The organism is Sphingobium fuliginis (assembly GCF_015074805.1).
Taxonomy (GTDB): domain Bacteria; phylum Pseudomonadota; class Alphaproteobacteria; order Sphingomonadales; family Sphingomonadaceae; genus Sphingobium; species Sphingobium fuliginis.
Genome location: NZ_CP060035.1, coordinates 1,115,959 through 1,132,405 on the forward strand (window position 1 = coordinate 1,115,959; position 16,447 = coordinate 1,132,405).

Consider the following 16,447-nt stretch of genomic DNA (forward strand, 5'->3'; position numbering starts at 1 on the left):
GCTAAAGCCCGCATGCCGACGGGCCAAGCGCAAAATTCCTCAGCCGCCTCAACCGCAGCTTCCATTCCCTTGCCGGAGGACCATGTACGATGGGCCAAAAAGAAAAGGGGCCGCCGCAGCAGCCCCTCCACCTCGAACAGCGGCAATCGCCTTATCGGATCGGAGAATCCGGCGACAGGCGCATGTCGAGATAATTGTCGACCGACTTCATAAGCTGGTCCAGTTCATGCTCGAAAAAATGGTTCGCGCCACGGATTTCGTCATGGTGGATGGTGATGCCCTTCTGCGTGCGCAGCTTGTCCACCAGCTTCTGCACGGCGCTTGCCGTCACGACCTCGTCCGCCGTCCCCTGCACGATGATGCCGGAGGAGGGGCAGGGCGCCAGGAAGGAGAAGTCATACATGTTCGCCGGCGGCGCCACCGAGATGAAGCCCCGGATTTCCGGACGGCGCATCAAAAGCTGCATGCCGATCCACGCACCGAAGGAGAAGCCGGCGATCCAGGTTGTCTGCGCCTCCGGATGGAAGCTCTGCACCCAGTCGAGCGCAGCGGCGGCATCCGACAGTTCGCCAATGCCGTTGTCGAACGTGCCCTGGCTGCGCCCGACGCCCCGGAAGTTGAAGCGCAAGGTGGCGAAGCCGCGCCGCACGAAGGTCTTGTAGAGCGCCTGGGTGATGCGGTCGTTCATCGTGCCGCCGCCCTGCGGGTGCGGATGCAGGATCATCGCGACGGGCGCGCGGGGGCGGGGCGGCGGGCTGAAGCGGCCTTCGAGGCGACCTTCGGGTCCGGGGAAAATAACGTCGGGCATGGCACCTGTTATGGTTCTGGGCGGCCCAACCCGAAACCGGGCGAGCCGCGAATGGAGAGGGCGCAGCAGCCAGTGCTGGCGCTGCGCGACAGACCGCCTATATAGAAGTCGCCACCATTTCCGCAATCAATGAGTCTTCCCAAATCCGTGGCTTCCGACCGTCTCTATCTGGATCACGCCGCCACCACGCCGATCCTGCCCCAGGCAAGGGCAGCGATGGTCGAGGCGATGGAGAACTGGTCCAACCCGTCCAGCCCCCATGGCGACGGCCGCGCCGCCCGCGCCCTGCTGGAGGATGCCCGGCGGCGCATCGGCGCGGCGCTGGGATGGGGCGGGCAGATCATCTTCACCTCCGGCGCGAGCGAAGCCATCGCCATCGCGCTGGGCCGCGCCAGCTTTGACCGCATCCTGACCTCTCCCGTCGAACATGATTCGGTCCTGCGCGTCACGCCCCAGGCCGAGCGGCTTCAGGTGGACGCAAATGGCCTTCTCCTTGGTCCTTCCCCCCTTTGCGAGGAGGAGGGGCATGAGACCATCCTTGCCATCCAGCATGTCAACAACGAAACCGGGGTCATCCAGCCTCTCGACGCGATAGACCGCAAGGGTGCCGTCCTTTTCGCGGACTGCGCCCAGAGTGCAGGCAAACTCCCCCTCCCGGATGCCGACATGATCGCGATCAGCGCGCATAAATTCGGCGGTCCTCCGGGCACGGGCGCGCTTCTGATCAAGGATCTTGCGCTGATCCGCCCGAGCGGCGGTCAGGAGCAGGGCTATCGCCCCGGCACCGAAAACCTGCCCGCCATCCTCGCCATGGCGGCGGCGCTCGACGCGCGCACGGACTGGCTTTCCAAAGCCGCGATCCTTCGCGCGCGGCTCGACGCCGCCATCGAAGCGGCCGGCGGAGAGATCGTCGCCCGCAATGCCCCGCGCATCCCGACCATCGCCAGCTATCGCATGCCCGGCCTTTCCGCCCGCGCCCAGCTTATCCAGTTCGACCTCGCCGGCATTTCCGTTTCCGCCGGCAGCGCCTGTTCTTCGGGTTCGCTCAAGACCAGCCATGTCCTCCATGCCATGGGCTGGGACGATGCGCGGGCGGGCGAAGTCGTCCGGGTCAGCTTCGGCCCGGATACGAGCGAGAAGGATCTGGATCGCTTCGCCGCGGCCTGGACCCGGATGGCGGGGCGGGCCCGGTGACGATCTATCTCGATTATCAGGCGACGACGCCTCTCGCGCCCGAAGCCTTCGATGCGATGGTCCCCCTGCTCCGCGACCAGTTCGCCAATCCGCACAGTGCCCACAGGCTGGGCCGCGCCGCCACCGCGCAGGTCGATCTTGCCCGCGCGGAAATCCTGAAGCTGCTGCCCGATGGCGGCCGCCTGATCTTCACCTCCGGCGCGACCGAGGCGCTCAACATGGCGATCCAGGGCGCTCCGCCGGGCGGCATCGTCACCATCGCCACCGAACATGCCGCCGTCCTCGACACGGTCGACGCGCTGCGCCGGACGGGTCGGGACGTCACGATCCTGCCGGTCGGTCCCGACGGGATCGTCGACCTTGAAGAAGCCGCCAGGGCGATCCGTCCCGGCACGGCGCTCGTCGCGGCCATGCTGGTCAATAACGAGATCGGCGTCATCCAGCCTGTTGCGGAGCTGGCCGACCTTGCGCACAGCGCAGGCGCGCTGTTCCTCTGCGACGCCGTGCAGGGCTATGGCCGCGTGCCCATCGCGCCCCGCTGCGACATGATCGCGATCAGCGCCCACAAGATCCATGGGCCGAAAGGCATCGGGGCGCTCTGGCTGCGCGAGGACGTGACTCTCACGCCGATCATCCACGGCGGCGGCCAGGAGGGCGGCCTGCGTTCGGGCACCCTTTCGCCGGCTCTGTGCGCGGGTTTCGGGGCCGCCGCCCGGCTGATGCGCGAACGCGCGGAAAGCGACCGCCTGCATGTGGAAGCGCTCTGGAGCGCCGCCCATGGCCTCTTCTCCCAATGGACGGTCAACGGCAGCGAGGATTTGCGCTATCATGGCAATCTGAACCTCCGAAGGGCAGGAGTCGACGGCGCGCGGTTGTTGTCGGAATGCCGCGATGTCGCTTTTTCGCTCGGCAGCGCTTGCGCAAGTGGGTCCGGGCGGCCTAGCCATGTGCTGCGCGCACTCGGCCTTTCAGACGCGGAGGCGCGCGGATCGGTGCGGATCGGCTTCGGCCGGTACACGACACTGGCCGAATTGGGGGATGCGGCGGAGGCAGTGAACAGGGCAGCCCAAATATGGGCGCCATGAAGCGTCGTGCGAAAGAGCGGAAGACCGTTTTTCGCATCATGCGGCAACAGAGAGCGGGGAACGCATATCATGACCAGGGTCGTCTTCATCAGCGCCGATGGAGAACATAAGCAGGAGGTCGAAGCGCCGACAGGCGCCGTGTTGCTGGAGGTCGCGCAGGCAGCGGGCCAGCCGCTCGAGGGAACCTGCGAGGGGCAGATGGCCTGCTCCACCTGCCATGTCATCGTCGATGCCGCCGACTTCCCGAAGCTGAAGCGGGCGAGCGAGGATGAGGAGGACATGCTGGACCTTGCCGCCGCCGCGACCCGAACCAGCCGCCTGTCCTGCCAGATCGTGCTGGACGAAAAGCTGGACAGCCTGACGGTCCGCATTCCGGGCGAATCCTATAATATGCAGGGAATGTAGGCTTGTCGAAGCGCCTGATCCTTGCGGCCCTGCTGCTCGCCGCGCCGGCTTTCGCGCAGCAGGAGGCGCCGCGACCTTCGCTCCTGCCGCCAGCGCCCCGCTACATGGTGAGCGAATCCGCTTTGGCATCCGTGCGCAATCCCAAGGAGATAGAGAGCGCGACCGGCGGCCGGCTGGGCGTCGCGCTGGTCGACAGCAAGGGCGTTTTGATGCTGGGCTTCAACCGGGACGAGCGCTTCGCCATGTGTTCGACCTTCAAGGCCCCGCTCGCCGCCGCCGTGCTGACCGGTGCGGAAGGCGGCAAGTTCGGGTTGGAGGGGCAGATCAGCTTCACCAGGTCCGATCTCCTGGACTATGCTCCGGTCGTCAGGAAGAATGTGAAGCGCGGCCGCATGTCGATGGAGGAACTGGCGGCGGCAGCCGTGGAGGTCAGCGACAACAGCGCCGCCAACCTGCTGCTGCCGATGGTCGGCGGGCCGGAGGGCCTGACCCGCTTCATCCGCGCCCATGGCGACATGGTGACGCGGCTCGACCGCAATGAGCCCTCGCTCAACGAGAATGTCGAGGGCGACGAGCGCGACACCACCAGCCCCGCCGCCATGGCCGGCCTGATGGGCCGCCTGGTCTTCCGCGACCTCGCGCCGGAAAGCGCCGAAAAGCTGCGCGGCTGGCTCAATGCCAGCACAACCGGCGCCAACCGGATCAAGGCGGGCCTGCCCAAGGGCTGGACATCGGGCAGCAAGACCGGAAGCTGCGGCACTGCCTATAATGACGTGGCGCTTGTAAAGGCCCCGTCAGGCGAGGAATATATCCTCGCCATCTATCTCGACCGCCCGACCATCGACGCCAGGGCCGCCGAAGCCGCCATAGCCGAAACCGCCCGCGCGGCGCTGGATTTCGTCGGGAAGGCGCAGAAGACGGGGCTGGAATAAAGCCGCGACCTTGCAGGGAATACAGCTCTCTTCTGGCGATCCCTCTCCTTGGCCCCTTGCCATAACCGCCACCTTTCGCCATATGCCGCGCCGGGAGTCGGGCGGACGTAGTCGTCGCGAACCTGGTCAGGTCCTGACGGAAGCAGCCACAGTGATTTCGCTGCGGGTCGTTCCGGCTCCCACCTCCAAACAGCATCCGTTCGGACCGGGCCTGACGGCGTCCACTTCTTCTTTCGATGTTGGAACGATGAAGGCTGCCCTTCGGGTCGCCAAGCCCCGTACGAACGGCTAGAAGATTCGCATGTCCGATTCCCCCCAGCCCTATCGCGTGCTCGCGCGCAAATATCGCCCGCGCAATTTCCGGGAACTGATCGGGCAGGACGCGATGGTCCAGACGCTGGGCAATGCGATCCGCCGGGGACGCCTGGCCCATGCCTTCCTGATGACCGGCGTGCGCGGCGTGGGAAAAACCTCAACCGCGCGCCTCATCGCCAAGGCGCTGAACTGCATCGGCCCGGACGGGCAGGGCGGTCCCACCATCGATCCCTGCGGCGTCTGCGAACCCTGCATGGCCATTGCCGAGGGACGCCATATCGACGTGGTCGAAATGGACGCCGCCAGCCATACCGGCGTCGACGATGTGCGGGAAATCATAGAGGCGGTGCGCTACGCCGCCGTTTCGGCCCGCTACAAGATCTATATCATCGACGAAGTTCACATGCTGTCCAAGAACGCCTTCAACGCGCTTCTGAAGACGCTGGAGGAGCCGCCGGCGCATGTGAAATTCCTCTTCGCCACGACGGAAGTGAACAAGGTGCCGGTGACGGTGCTGTCGCGCTGCCAGCGCTTCGACCTGCGCCGCATCCACGCCGAACTGCTCGCCGCCCATTTCGCCCATGTGGTGGAGGCGGAATCGGTCGCCGCCGAAGCCGATGCGCTGGCGCTGATCGCCCAGGCCGCCGAGGGTTCGGCCCGCGACGGGCTGTCCATCCTGGACCAGGCCATAGCGCATGCGGAAATGGGCGAAGGCGCCCCGCTCGTCACCGCCATGCAGGTTCGCGACATGCTGGGCCTCTCCGACAGGGGCGCCACACGCCGCCTGCTGGGCCTGCTGCTCGAAGGCGACACCGGCGCGCTGCTTGGCGCGGTGCGCGATCAATATGCGCTTGGCGTGGAGCCGCTCTCGCTGATGCGTGGCCTGCTGGAACTGGTCCATGCGGTGACGCTAGTGAAGGCGGGCCGCGACATCGCCAATCCCGGCCAGTCGGCGGAGGAGCGCGAGGCTCTGGCGGATTGGGCCTCGCAACTCGGCTTCGCGCCGCTGCACCGGCTATGGCAATTGCTGCTGAAAGGCCATGAAGAGGTTGCCAGCGCGGCATTGCCGATCGAAAGCTGCGAAATGGCGCTGCTGCGCGTGATGCACGCCGCGACCATGCCCGACCCCGGCGAGATCGCCCGCCTGCTGCGCGAAGGCGCGCCTGCGGCCGCCGCTCCGGGGCAGGCGCCCGCCGCCATACCCTCCGGATCACCTGCCGCGAAACTTCCGGCCAGCTTCGAAGAGCTGATCGAAGCCTTCTGGCAGCGCGGCAAGGGGCAACTTGCGCAGGAAATGCATGATTGCATCGGCCTTGTCCGCTATGCCGCGCCGGAACTGGACTATGCCCCGACGTCTTCCCTGTCGTCCGATTTCCTTGCCCGCCTGAACCCGGCGCTGCGCGAGGTGACCGGCACGGCCTGGCGCGTCAGCGCCGTCGACGGTCCTGCTGCGCCGACCCTGCTGGAACAGGAAATGCGCAAGGCGGCGGATGCCCGTGCGGAAATCATGGAAACCCCGGTGGTCAAGGCGGCGTTGGCTGCTTTCCCCGATGCCGAGCTTGGCGACGAGCTCGAACAATGGAGTGCAGAGCGATGAAGGATCTGAACGAAATATTGGGCATGGCGAGCCGCGTGCAGGAGGAACTGCAACGCGCCCAGGAAAATCTCGACAAGCTGGAGGTGGAGGGCAGCGCTGGCGGCGGACTGGTCAAGGTCCGCGCCTCGGCCAAGGGGCGCATATTGGGCGTCGCCATCGACGACAGCCTGCTCGCCGTGTCGGAAAAGCAGATGCTGGAGGACCTTATCACCGCCGCGTTCAACGATGCGCGCAAGAAGGCGGATGAAGTGTCCAGCGCCGAAATGGGCAAGATGACCGCCGGCCTGCCGCTGCCGCCCGGCTTCAAACTGCCTTTCTGATCGTGAGCGTGCCGGGGATCAGCCTTTATTCATCATTGCGATCCCATAACGCATGATTGAACCATGCGGCGACCATCCCCATAAAGGCGATGAACCGCATGACTGGGTGGAATGTCACCCCGGAGAGTGAATGACTACGCAATATCCCCTGCTTCCTTTGCGCGACATCGTCGTCTTCCCGCAGATGATCGTGCCGCTGTTCGTGGGCCGCGACAAGAGCGTGGCCGCGCTCGAATCGGCGATGGAAGGCGACAAGGAAATCTTCCTCGTGTCGCAGCTCGACCCGGCGGAGGATGATCCGGGCCAGGATTCGCTCTACGACACCGGCGTCATTGCCGTGGTGCTGCAATTGCTGAAGCTGCCCGACGGCACCGTTCGCGTGCTGGTGGAGGGCAAGCAGCGCGCCCGGCTGGACGGCATCGGACAGGCCGACGGCCATATGGTCGCGGATGTGACGGCGGTCGAGGAAATCGACGCCGAAGGGCCGGAGGCCGCCGCGCTGATGCGTTCGGTGGCGGAGCAGTTCGAAAATTACGCCAAGCTCAACAAGAAGCTGCCGGCGGAAACCCCCGTGCAGTTGCGCGAGATCGAGGATGCGGGGCGTCTGGCCGATGCCGTCGCCGCCAACATCAACGTCAAGGTCGCCGACAAGCAGTCGCTGCTGGTCGAAGCCGACCCGGTCAAGCGCCTCGAAATGGTCTTCGCCTTCATGGAGGGCGAATTGGGCGTGCTCCAGGTGGAGAAGAAGATTCGCGGCCGCGTGAAGCGGCAGATGGAGAAGACTCAGCGCGAATATTATCTCAATGAGCAGTTGAAGGCGATCCAGCGCGAACTGGGCAATGGCGATGGCGAAGAAGGCGACGAACTCGCTGAACTCACCGAGAAGATCGCGAAGGCCAAGCTGAGCAAGGAAGCCCGCGCCAAGGCGACGGCGGAGCTGAAGAAGCTCAAGGGCATGCAGCCCATGTCCGCCGAAGCCACGGTGGTGCGCAACTATCTCGACGTGCTGCTGGGCCTGCCCTGGGGCAAGAAGGGCAAGGTCAAGACCGACCTCAAAAAGGCGCAGGCGATCCTCGATGAGGATCATTTTGCGCTGGAAAAGGTCAAGGACCGGATCATCGAATATCTCGCGGTGCAGGCGCGCACCAACAAGCTGAAGGGCCCCATCCTGTGCCTCGTCGGGCCTCCGGGCGTCGGCAAGACCTCGCTCGGCCGTTCGATCGCCAAGGCGACCGGGCGGGACTTCGTGCGCCAGTCGCTGGGCGGCGTGCGCGACGAAGCGGAGATCCGGGGGCACCGCCGCACCTATATCGGTTCGTTGCCGGGCAAGATCGTGACCAACCTCAAGAAAGCCGGGACGATGAACCCGCTCTTCCTGCTGGACGAAATCGACAAGCTGGGACAGGATTTTCGCGGCGACCCCGCCTCTGCGCTGCTGGAGGTGCTGGACCCCGAACAGAACAGCAAGTTCCAGGATCATTATCTGGAGATCGACGTCGACCTTTCAGACGTCATGTTCGTGACCACCGCCAACTCTTTGAATTTGCCGCAGCCTTTGCTCGACCGCATGGAGATCATCCGGCTCGAAGGCTATACGGAGGATGAAAAGGTCGAGATCGCCCAGCGGCATCTGCTGCCTAAGCAGATCGACGCCCACGGCCTCAAGGAAGGCGAACTCGACGTCACGGAGGAGGCGGTTCGCGATCTGATCCGCTACTACACCCGCGAAGCCGGCGTCCGCACGCTGGAGCGCGAAGTGGCGCGCCTCGCCCGCAAGGCGCTGCGCAAGATCCTCGAAGGCGCCTATGACAAGGTGACGATCACGCCGGATAATCTGGCCGACTATGCCGGCGTGCGTAAATTCCGCCACGGCGTGGGTGAGGAAGAGCATCAGATCGGCGCGGTGACGGGCTTGGCGTGGACCGAGGTGGGCGGCGAACTGCTGACCATCGAAGCGGTGACCGTGCCCGGCAAGGGCGCGATCAAGACCACCGGCAAGCTGGGCGAGGTCATGAACGAGTCGGTCCAGGCCGCCTTCTCCTATGTGAAGGCGCGCTCGCCCGGCTATGGGATCAAGCCCAGCATTTTCACCCGCAAGGACATCCACATCCACCTTCCCGAAGGCGCGGTGCCCAAGGATGGCCCCTCGGCAGGCATCGGCATGGTGACGACCATCGTGTCGACCCTGACCGGCATTCCGGTGCACAAGGATGTGGCGATGACCGGTGAAGTCACGCTGCGGGGCCGCGTCCTTCCTATCGGCGGCCTCAAGGAAAAGCTGCTTGCGGCGCTGCGGGGCGGCATCAAGACGGTGTTGATCCCCGCGGAAAACGAGAAGGATCTGGCGGAGATTCCGGCCAATATCAAGGAAGGGCTGGAGATCGTTCCCGTGTCCCATGTCGATGAGGTGCTGGCCCGCGCACTGATGAGCAAGCCGGAAGCGATCGCGTGGACCGAGGAGGATGACCTTGCCGCCCAGCCGAACCCGGCGCAGGGGCGGGACGGGGAAGCGTCCATTCGGCACTGAGCTGACTAATGAAAGCGGCGTCGCACGGCTATTCAGCAAGCTTTTACCATAAAATCTTGCTTGACCGGCCGCCGACGCCGCTTTCCCTTTGACAAGGCCCGAAAGCTGGGCCTTATTGCGCCGCCTACGCCGCGATTCCTAAACTATCCAAACAGCTAGAAGGGGGTTCCCAAGGCATGAACAAGCAGGATCTTATCAGCGCAGTCGCTGAAAGCAGCGGCCTTTCCAAGAGCGACGCCAGCAAGGCCGTCGAGGGTGTTTTCGACGCCATCACCGGAGCCCTGAAGAAGGGGGATGAGGTTCGTCTGGTCGGTTTCGGCACTTTCTCCGTTTCGCAGCGCAAGGCCTCGACCGGCCGCAACCCGCGCACGGGCGAGACGATGACGATCAAGGCTTCGGCCCAGCCCAAGTTCAAGGCCGGCAAGGGCCTGAAGGACTCGGTCAACTAAGGATTTTCAAGGGGCGCTCCCCGGCGGAGCGCCTCGGTCCGTTTTCGAGCCGGCATCGCGGTTGGCGGAATTTTTATCGGAGAGAGACTGCCGGATTTGAGCGCGGCAGCAGGGAGCGGGGCTCTCATGCGCGCTGATCTTCCAGGGCATGAAAAGGGGTGGGGGCATCACGCTTCTCACCCCTTTTCTTTTTATTTCGGCATTGCGGCTTTTTCCGCATCAGGCCGCTTGACGGCGCGGGAAGGGCCGCATATGTGGCCCTTCTCTCAAGGGGCACAGCCCCTGTGGCGATCGTAGCTCAGTTGGTTAGAGCGCCGGTTTGTGGTACCGGAGGTCGCGGGTTCGGATCCCGTCGATCGCCCCATTTTCCTTCTTCGCTGGATGAATTTGCGTGAGGGGCGCCCGGTCGCCTTCGAACTTGGTTCGCGCTCAGCCAGTCGAAACTGCTCTCCTTCTTTCCCGCGACGGCTCTTCATCATTCAGGGCTTCGCATGAGCGCCACCGCCCTCTATAGCCGCCTTCATGGACGAAGCACGTGACCGGGGCCTGACCCTCAATCCCAAATATGACAAGGACGGCCTGATCACAGCCGTCGTGACCGATGTGGACAGCGGGGAACTGCTGATGGTCGCGCATATGAATGCGGAGGCGCTTCGGCTTACCCGCGATACCGGCCTTGCGCATTTCTGGTCGCGCAGCCGCCAGTCGCTCTGGAAGAAGGGCGAGACGTCCGGCCATATGTTGCAGGTGCGCGATCTTCGCATCGATTGCGATCAGGACGCTGTCTGGGTGAAGGCTCTACCCGCCGGTCCCACCTGTCACACCGGCGCGCGCTCCTGCTTCTTCCGCCGCATCGGCCCGGAAGGCCTGACAGCTGTCGATGCGGCCGACTAGCCTTGCCGCATTGCTGTTGCTCGCGGCGTGCCAGCGTGAGGCTGCGCCCACGCAGGGGCCGCGCGAAACCGGCATGCAGATCAGTTCCGGCCTCGAACGCGCAGCGATCGAAACCGGCGTGATCGCTGATGCGGCCAAGGTGCCTGCCATCGGCCTCTACCAGCGCAATCACGAAGCCGGTCGCGATGCGCTTTGCGTGATCCCGGCCAAAAACGGTGACTATCGCTTCGGCCTGGAGGCGACCTTCGGGGAGGATCAGAGCTGTGCGGGCAGGGGCTCCGCGCGGCCAGCGGGCGACAAGCTGATCCTCAGCTTCTCCCATAGCGATCATTGCATCGTGGTGGCCCAATATGACGGCGATCAACTATCGCTGCCGGGCGTTGTCGACATGAATTGCGCGAATGTCTGCAAGGGAAGGGGCTCCCTCGAAGGCGTCAGCTTCCCCCGCGTGGCGAGCGACGCCGCATCGGCTTTCCAGGCCCGCGACAGTGGTGGCGGGCTGCTATGCGAGTCGGACTAGACGCTTCGGACCCTGTCATGCTCCGGCGAACGGCGGAACGCGGGATGTTGAAGGACTTACTCGCAGGCTACCGCCGCCAAGCGCAAGGACCTTTGGCGCAGGTTCAAGGCCAGCAGGAAGACCGCCAAGCCACCCAAGGCCAATCCCGCGCCGATCCACCCGGTCGATGTCAGGCCGTAGCCGGCCGAGATCGCGAGCCCGCCAAGCCATGGTCCCAGCGCATTGGCGACATTGAAGGCGCCGTTATGCGCCGCCGCCGCCAGCGTCTGCGCATCGCCCGCCACGTCCATCAGCCGGGTCTGCAACACGCTGCCCAGGCCCCCGCCGCAGCCGATCAGGAAGATCACCAGCGACAGGCTCCAGATATTGCCGGCCATCAGCGGGAACAACGCCAGCGACGCCGCGCTCCACAGCAGCACGCCGATAGCGGTCCGATTCGGCGCCCGGTCCGCTGCCGATGCCGCAACCAGATTGCCGATCGTCAGGCCTATGCCGAAGATCGCCAGCACCACCGGCACCAACTCCTCGGACACATGGGTCACGGAAATCATCGTCGAGGCGACATAGGTGTAAACCGCGAACAGGCCGCCGAAGCCGATAGCGCCGGTCAGCAGCGTCAGCAGCACCTGCGGTTCGCGCAACGCGCCCAGTTCGCGCATCGGGCTGGCCTCCGGATCGCCGGCGTCGCGCGGCGCATAGATCGCCACCAGCGTCACCGTGATCACCGCCAGCAACGCCACGATGCCAAAGCCCCAGCGCCACCCCAGCGCCTGCCCCGTCCAGTTCGCCACCGGCACGCCGACGACGGTGGCGACCGTCAGGCCCGTCATCACCTGCGCCACCGCCAGCGCGCGCCGGTCATTCGGCACCAGGGACGCCGCCACCAGCGCCGCGACGCCGAAATAGGCGCCATGGGGCAGACCGCTCAGGAAGCGGAACAACAGCATGGTCGTATAGTCGGGCGACAGGGCGCTGAGCGCATTGCCTATCGCGAACCATGCCATCAGCCCGATCAGCAGCTTCCGCCGGGGCAGCCGCGCGCCCAGCACGGCGATCAGCGGTGCGCCCACCACCACGCCCAGCGCATAGGCGCTGATGGCATGGCCCGCCATGGGTTCGCTGATACGCAGATCGCCCGCGAAAAAGGGCAGCAGGCTCATCGCCGCGAATTCGGTCGTGCCGATGGCGAAGGCGCCCATGGAGAGCGCGAGAATGACGAGAGCGGGGTGAACCGCGCGGCTGGCCTGCGCCATCGGTTGCTCCATGTTGCGATGCGATAGGAATGCCGTCCGCACATGATAGAGTTGCGGATTGAAATCAAGTTATGTTCACATGACTTTATTGCAATTACGCCAATAAGTTGCGCAACTCACATGGCTTGTCGGGCCTGGCTGGTGTCCAGCATCCTGCCATTGGTGATGACGACCAGGTCGCCCACCTTGGTCACGCCGAACAGCTTTTTCGCGAACGGCTTTGGCACGCCGATGCAGCCATGGGTGGCATTGCCCCACTGGACGTCGCTGCCGTGGATCGCCACGCCGTCGCTGGTCAGGCGCAGCGTGTAGGGCATGGGCGCGTTGTTGTAGGTCCGCGAATAATGATCGGCGTCCTTTTCCGTGATCGGGAACGCGCCAAGGGGACTGGGCTTGTCGTCCGCGCCATAGAGGATGACCGCCGATCCGATCTCATAACCGGCGCGGAATACCGACAATGTCTGCGCCTTGAGGTCAACGGTGATGATGACCCGTCCGGTCGCCGGCGCGCCGCTTTCGTCCCAGACATAATCGCCATGGCGGAAGGGGCCTTCGATGGGGAGCACCCGCCTGACCATCAGGGCGTGCGGATCGACCGCGAGGGGCTGGGCGCGGGTGCGCTCGACCTGTGGGGATGACCTGGCCGGCTTCGGCGCTTCACTCCTTTGAGCGCTTGTCCTGCCCTGCGGAGGGAGATCGCGCCCGCGGCCGAACGACAGGCCCAGCAACAGCATCACCGCCGCCGCACCGCCGCCGATCGCCAGCTTCACCCGCGTCGAAACCCGTCCCGCCATGAACCGTCCGTTACCTCAGATCGTCGTCATCCGCGCGGAGGCGGGGATGACGACCAGTAGCAGCCCAAGCCATTGCAGAAAAAGGTTAAGGCTTCAGCCTTCCCGTTCCACCTCCGCCGCGGCTATGGCGGTAAGGTTCAGGATGCCGCGCGCCGTCACGCCGGGCGTCAGCACATGGATCGGCTGCGCCAGACCGACCAGCATCGGCCCGACCGTGGGCGAACTGGAGGAAGCCGACAACGCCGTCAGCGTGATGTTCGCCGCGTCGAGATTGGGCATGACCAGCAGGTTGGCCGGCCCCTCGAACCGCGAATCCGGGATCAGCCGCTCGCGCAATCCCTGGCTGAGCGCTGCATCGGCATGCATCTCGCCATCGACCATCAGTTCCGGCGCGGCCTTCTTCACCAGCTTGAGCGCCTCCCGCATCTTGCGGGCGCTGGGGGAATGGGACGCGCCGAAATTGGAATGCGACAGCAGCGCCACGCGCGGCGTCAGCCCGAAATGCTTGAGTTCAGTCGCGCCGAGCAGCGCCATTTCCGCAATCTGGTCGGGCGTGGGATCGGGCACCATATGGGTGTCGGTGATGAACAGCGCGCCCGCGTCCAGGATAAGGCCGGAAAGCGCATAGACCCGGCTGTTGCCCGGGGTGCGGTCGATGATGCGCAGCACATGCTCGACCTCGCCCCAATATTCGCTGTTGCCGCCCACCAGCGCCGCATCGACCCGTCCGGTGCGCAGCAGCATGGCCGCGGTGACGCTGGGCCGGCGGTAGACATGGCGCACGACCTCTGCCGAGGAAACGCCGCGCCGCGCGGCGACGGCGCGATACGCCTCGACCAGTTCGCCCATCAGCAGATGGTCCGTTTCGGGATCGACCACCTCGACATCGCGATCCAGCGCGAAGCTGAGGCCGAGGTCGGGCAGTTTCTGGTTCAATATGCGCCGGCGCGCCACGATGATCGGGCGGACGATGCCTTCGTCCAGCGCATCCTGAATGGCGCGCAGCACGCGCTCATCCTCGCCCTCGCCATAGGCGATGCGCCGCTGCGTTCCCCGCGCTGCCTCGAACACCGGCAGCATCAACTGGGCCGACCGCGTATTCTGCTGCGTGAGCTGTCGCTTATAGGCTTCCAGGTCGAGCTGCCGCTTGGCGACGCCGCTGTCCATGGCCGCCTTTGCCACGGCGCAGGCGATCTCCGCGATCAGGCGCGGGTCGAAGGGGGTGGGGATGATATAGTCCGGCCCGAACACCAGCTTGCGCCCGCCATAGGCCTGGGCGACGCTGTCATGGGCGGGCATGCGGGCGAGATTGGCGATGGCGTCGGCGGCGGCGACCTTCATCGCCTCGTTGATCTCGGTCGCCCGCGCATCCAGCGCGCCCCGGAAGATATAGGGGAAGCACAGGACGTTGTTGACCTGATTGGGATAATCCGACCGCCCAGTGGCGATGATCGCGTCGGGCCGCGCCTCCCGCGCCACTTCGGGGCGGATTTCCGGCTCCGGATTGGCGAGCGCGAAGATCAGCGGATTGGGGGCCATCAGCGGCAGCCATTCGGGCTTCAGCACGCCGGGCGCGGAAAGGCCCAGGAACAGGTTCGCCCCCGGCAGCACGTCGGGCAGGGTCCGCGCATTGGTGGTGCGGGCATAGCGGGCCATGTTCGGCAACATGCCCTCGCGCTCCGAATGGATGACGCCGTCCTTGTCGGTCAGCGTGACATTCTCTTGTCGAAGGCCCATCGACACCAGCAGGTCGACGCAGGCCAGCGCCGCCGCGCCCGCGCCGGAGGTGACGAGCTTGGCATCCGCCAGCGTCTTGCCCTGCAACACCAGTGCATTGCGCACCGCCGCCGCTACCACGATGGCGGTGCCATGCTGGTCGTCGTGGAAGACCGGAATGTTCATCCGCTTCTTCAACTCCGCCTCTATGGCGAAGCATTCCGGCGCCTTGATGTCCTCCAGATTGATGCCGCCGAAGGTCGGTTCCAGCAGGGCGACGGCGTCTACGAATTTCTCGGGATCGGTGGTGTCGACTTCGATGTCGAATACGTCGATGTCTGCGAATTTCTTGAAGAGGACGGCCTTGCCCTCCATCACCGGCTTGGAGGCCAGCGCACCGATGGAGCCCAGGCCCAGCACTGCCGTTCCGTTGGAGATCACCGCGACCAGATTGCCCCGCGCGGTATAGTCCATCGCCTTTTCGGGATCTGCGGCAATGTCGACGCAGGGCGCGGCGACGCCGGGCGAATAGGCCAGCGCCAGGTCGCGCTGGTTGACCATGCGCTTGGTCGGTTCGATCCTCAGCTTTCCGGGTTGCGGATAGCGGTGATAGTCTAGGGCGGCGCGCCGGGTGTTTTCGTCCATGAAATGGCCCTTAAAGCCGCTTTTCCGCGCGGGCAATGCCCGACCGCTCCCATGGCGGGCTGGGGGCATATAGTCCGACAAGAAAATCAATGAAGGCGGTGATGGCGAGTGGCGGATTATTCTGTGGCAGATGAACGGCATAGAGGCCGACATCCGCCGATCCCTCATGATCCGGCATGATCTGCCGAATATCGCCCCGCTCCAGGGCGTCGCTCACGTCCCAGAGCGAGCGCAGGGCGACGCCCACCCCGGAAAGCGCCAGTTCCCGGACCATTTCGCTGCTATTGGTGCGGACATGGCTGTCGCCCTCGATCAGGACCGGGCCCCTGGGTCCGAGCAGGCGCCAGGGCAACTGTCCCTCCGCCGCCAGCAGGCGGTGCTTGCGAAGATCGGCGGCGGTCTGCGGCATGCCGAAGCGCGTCAGATAATCGGGGGCAGCGCATAGCACGCGCCGGTTGGTCGCCAGCCGATGAGCGGCAAGGCCCTGGCCTGGATCGGCCGTGATGCGGATGGCCAGGTCCGCGCGGGTCGCCAGCAGGTCGGCATAGTCGTCCGACAAATCTATCTGCATCCGGACTTTGGGGTGCGCCTCCAGAAACCGGCCCAGATAGGGTGCGACGTGCATGCGCCCGAAGGATGTCGGCGCGGATACCCGTAGCGTCCCTGTCGCCTCCGCCGAAGCGCCGGAGACGCGCCGCTCCGCCGCGTCCAGCGCGGCCATGATCGCGCGCAGGTCTTCATGCAGCCGTTCGCCGGCCGGAGTCAGCGCCAGCCGCCGCGTCGTCCGGTGGATCAGCCGGGTGCCCAGCCGATCCTCCAGCCGGACCAGCCGCTTCGACACCATGGCGGGCGAGACATGCAATCTTCGTCCCGCCGCCGCCATGCCGCCTTCGTCCACGATCGTCGCGAAAAGATCATAATCCGGGTCCATCATTTGTTTCACCAGAGGAAAATCTGAATTCGAATAATATCATCTACCGCGCATAATGCGCC

General features: G+C 65.2%; 15 protein-coding genes, 1 tRNA gene and 1 other RNA gene. 12 read left to right on the forward strand and 5 right to left on the reverse strand.

Going from position 1 to position 16,447, the window contains the following annotated elements:
* Positions 1-151: 151 nt before the first annotated feature.
* Complete coding sequence (locus tag H5V43_RS05235) at positions 152-808, reverse strand: alpha/beta hydrolase (protein WP_013040443.1); 657 nt, start codon at positions 806-808, stop codon at positions 152-154.
* Positions 809-955: 147 nt separating this feature from the next.
* Here H5V43_RS05235 and H5V43_RS05240 point away from each other — a divergent pair, with 147 nt between their 5' ends.
* The 12 genes from H5V43_RS05240 to H5V43_RS05295 all read left to right on the forward strand — a co-directional run bounded on the left by H5V43_RS05240 (position 956) and on the right by H5V43_RS05295 (position 11,046).
* Positions 956-2,002: a cysteine desulfurase family protein gene (locus H5V43_RS05240; protein ID WP_025549835.1), complete on the forward strand. Its 1,047-nt coding sequence runs from the start codon at positions 956-958 to the stop codon at positions 2,000-2,002.
* Entirely contained in the window at positions 1,999-3,087 is a 1,089-nt protein-coding gene (locus H5V43_RS05245; protein ID WP_025549834.1) for a cysteine desulfurase family protein, read from the forward strand. Before H5V43_RS05240 ends, H5V43_RS05245 begins: the two co-directional genes overlap by 4 nt.
* 69 nt (positions 3,088-3,156) lie before the next feature.
* Positions 3,157-3,492: a 2Fe-2S iron-sulfur cluster-binding protein gene (locus H5V43_RS05250; RefSeq protein ID WP_025549833.1), complete on the forward strand. Its 336-nt coding sequence runs from the start codon at positions 3,157-3,159 to the stop codon at positions 3,490-3,492.
* A 14-nt stretch (positions 3,493-3,506) separates the two neighbouring features.
* The gene (blaSGM, locus tag H5V43_RS05255; RefSeq protein WP_373278246.1) at positions 3,507-4,424 is read left to right on the forward strand and encodes an SGM family class A beta-lactamase; all 918 of its coding nucleotides are present in this window, start codon (positions 3,507-3,509) and stop codon (positions 4,422-4,424) included.
* Between the two features lie 89 nt (positions 4,425-4,513).
* Positions 4,514-4,611, forward strand: an RNA gene (ffs, locus tag H5V43_RS05260) — signal recognition particle sRNA small type.
* Between the two features lie 114 nt (positions 4,612-4,725).
* Positions 4,726-6,336: a DNA polymerase III subunit gamma/tau gene (locus H5V43_RS05265; RefSeq protein WP_025549831.1), complete on the forward strand. Its 1,611-nt coding sequence runs from the start codon at positions 4,726-4,728 to the stop codon at positions 6,334-6,336.
* Positions 6,333-6,656 (forward strand): YbaB/EbfC family nucleoid-associated protein, encoded by a 324-nt coding sequence (locus H5V43_RS05270; protein ID WP_025549830.1) that lies wholly within the window; start codon positions 6,333-6,335, stop codon positions 6,654-6,656. Before H5V43_RS05265 ends, H5V43_RS05270 begins: the two co-directional genes overlap by 4 nt.
* Positions 6,657-6,786: 130 nt before the next feature.
* Positions 6,787-9,183 (forward strand): endopeptidase La, encoded by a 2,397-nt coding sequence (gene lon / locus H5V43_RS05275; RefSeq protein ID WP_025549829.1) that lies wholly within the window; start codon positions 6,787-6,789, stop codon positions 9,181-9,183.
* A 176-nt stretch (positions 9,184-9,359) separates the two neighbouring features.
* Positions 9,360-9,632 (forward strand): HU family DNA-binding protein, encoded by a 273-nt coding sequence (locus tag H5V43_RS05280; RefSeq protein WP_007688799.1) that lies wholly within the window; start codon positions 9,360-9,362, stop codon positions 9,630-9,632.
* Positions 9,633-9,919: 287 nt separating this feature from the next.
* Positions 9,920-9,996: transfer RNA gene (locus H5V43_RS05285), tRNA-His, on the forward strand.
* Between the two features lie 158 nt (positions 9,997-10,154).
* Positions 10,155-10,526, forward strand: a complete 372-nt coding sequence (hisI, locus tag H5V43_RS05290) for a phosphoribosyl-AMP cyclohydrolase (RefSeq protein ID WP_025549828.1) — start codon at positions 10,155-10,157, stop codon at positions 10,524-10,526.
* Positions 10,513-11,046, forward strand: a complete 534-nt coding sequence (locus tag H5V43_RS05295; protein ID WP_025549827.1) for a hypothetical protein — start codon at positions 10,513-10,515, stop codon at positions 11,044-11,046. The genes hisI and H5V43_RS05295 overlap by 14 nt, the downstream gene beginning before the upstream one ends.
* Before the next feature lie 56 nt (positions 11,047-11,102).
* On the opposite strand, the gene H5V43_RS05300 is transcribed toward H5V43_RS05295, so the two are convergent.
* The 4 genes from H5V43_RS05300 to H5V43_RS05315 form a co-directional block, all read right to left on the reverse strand.
* Entirely contained in the window at positions 11,103-12,299 is a 1,197-nt protein-coding gene (locus tag H5V43_RS05300; RefSeq protein WP_025549826.1) for an MFS transporter, read from the reverse strand.
* A 116-nt stretch (positions 12,300-12,415) separates the two neighbouring features.
* Entirely contained in the window at positions 12,416-13,093 is a 678-nt protein-coding gene (locus H5V43_RS05305) for a L,D-transpeptidase family protein (RefSeq protein WP_025549825.1), read from the reverse strand.
* 93 nt (positions 13,094-13,186) lie between these two features.
* Entirely contained in the window at positions 13,187-15,454 is a 2,268-nt protein-coding gene (locus H5V43_RS05310; RefSeq protein WP_025549824.1) for an NADP-dependent malic enzyme, read from the reverse strand.
* Between the two features lie 10 nt (positions 15,455-15,464).
* Positions 15,465-16,388: a LysR family transcriptional regulator gene (locus H5V43_RS05315; protein WP_025549823.1), complete on the reverse strand. Its 924-nt coding sequence runs from the start codon at positions 16,386-16,388 to the stop codon at positions 15,465-15,467.
* Positions 16,389-16,447 lie beyond the last annotated feature (59 nt).

Coding starts and splice junctions, on each gene's coding strand:
- H5V43_RS05235 (WP_013040443.1), bottom strand. CDS start 808: ATGCCCGACGTTATTTTCCCCGGACCCGAAGGTCGCCTCGAAGGCCGC.
- H5V43_RS05250 (WP_025549833.1), top strand. CDS start 3,157: ATGACCAGGGTCGTCTTCATCAGCGCCGATGGAGAACATAAGCAGGAG.
- H5V43_RS05265 (WP_025549831.1), top strand. CDS start 4,726: ATGTCCGATTCCCCCCAGCCCTATCGCGTGCTCGCGCGCAAATATCGC.
- H5V43_RS05270 (WP_025549830.1), top strand. CDS start 6,333: ATGAAGGATCTGAACGAAATATTGGGCATGGCGAGCCGCGTGCAGGAG.
- lon (WP_025549829.1), top strand. CDS start 6,787: ATGACTACGCAATATCCCCTGCTTCCTTTGCGCGACATCGTCGTCTTC.
- H5V43_RS05280 (WP_007688799.1), top strand. CDS start 9,360: ATGAACAAGCAGGATCTTATCAGCGCAGTCGCTGAAAGCAGCGGCCTT.
- hisI (WP_025549828.1), top strand. CDS start 10,155: ATGGACGAAGCACGTGACCGGGGCCTGACCCTCAATCCCAAATATGAC.
- H5V43_RS05295 (WP_025549827.1), top strand. CDS start 10,513: ATGCGGCCGACTAGCCTTGCCGCATTGCTGTTGCTCGCGGCGTGCCAG.
- H5V43_RS05300 (WP_025549826.1), bottom strand. CDS start 12,299: ATGGCGCAGGCCAGCCGCGCGGTTCACCCCGCTCTCGTCATTCTCGCG.
- H5V43_RS05305 (WP_025549825.1), bottom strand. CDS start 13,093: ATGGCGGGACGGGTTTCGACGCGGGTGAAGCTGGCGATCGGCGGCGGT.
- H5V43_RS05310 (WP_025549824.1), bottom strand. CDS start 15,454: ATGGACGAAAACACCCGGCGCGCCGCCCTAGACTATCACCGCTATCCG.
- H5V43_RS05315 (WP_025549823.1), bottom strand. CDS start 16,388: ATGATGGACCCGGATTATGATCTTTTCGCGACGATCGTGGACGAAGGC.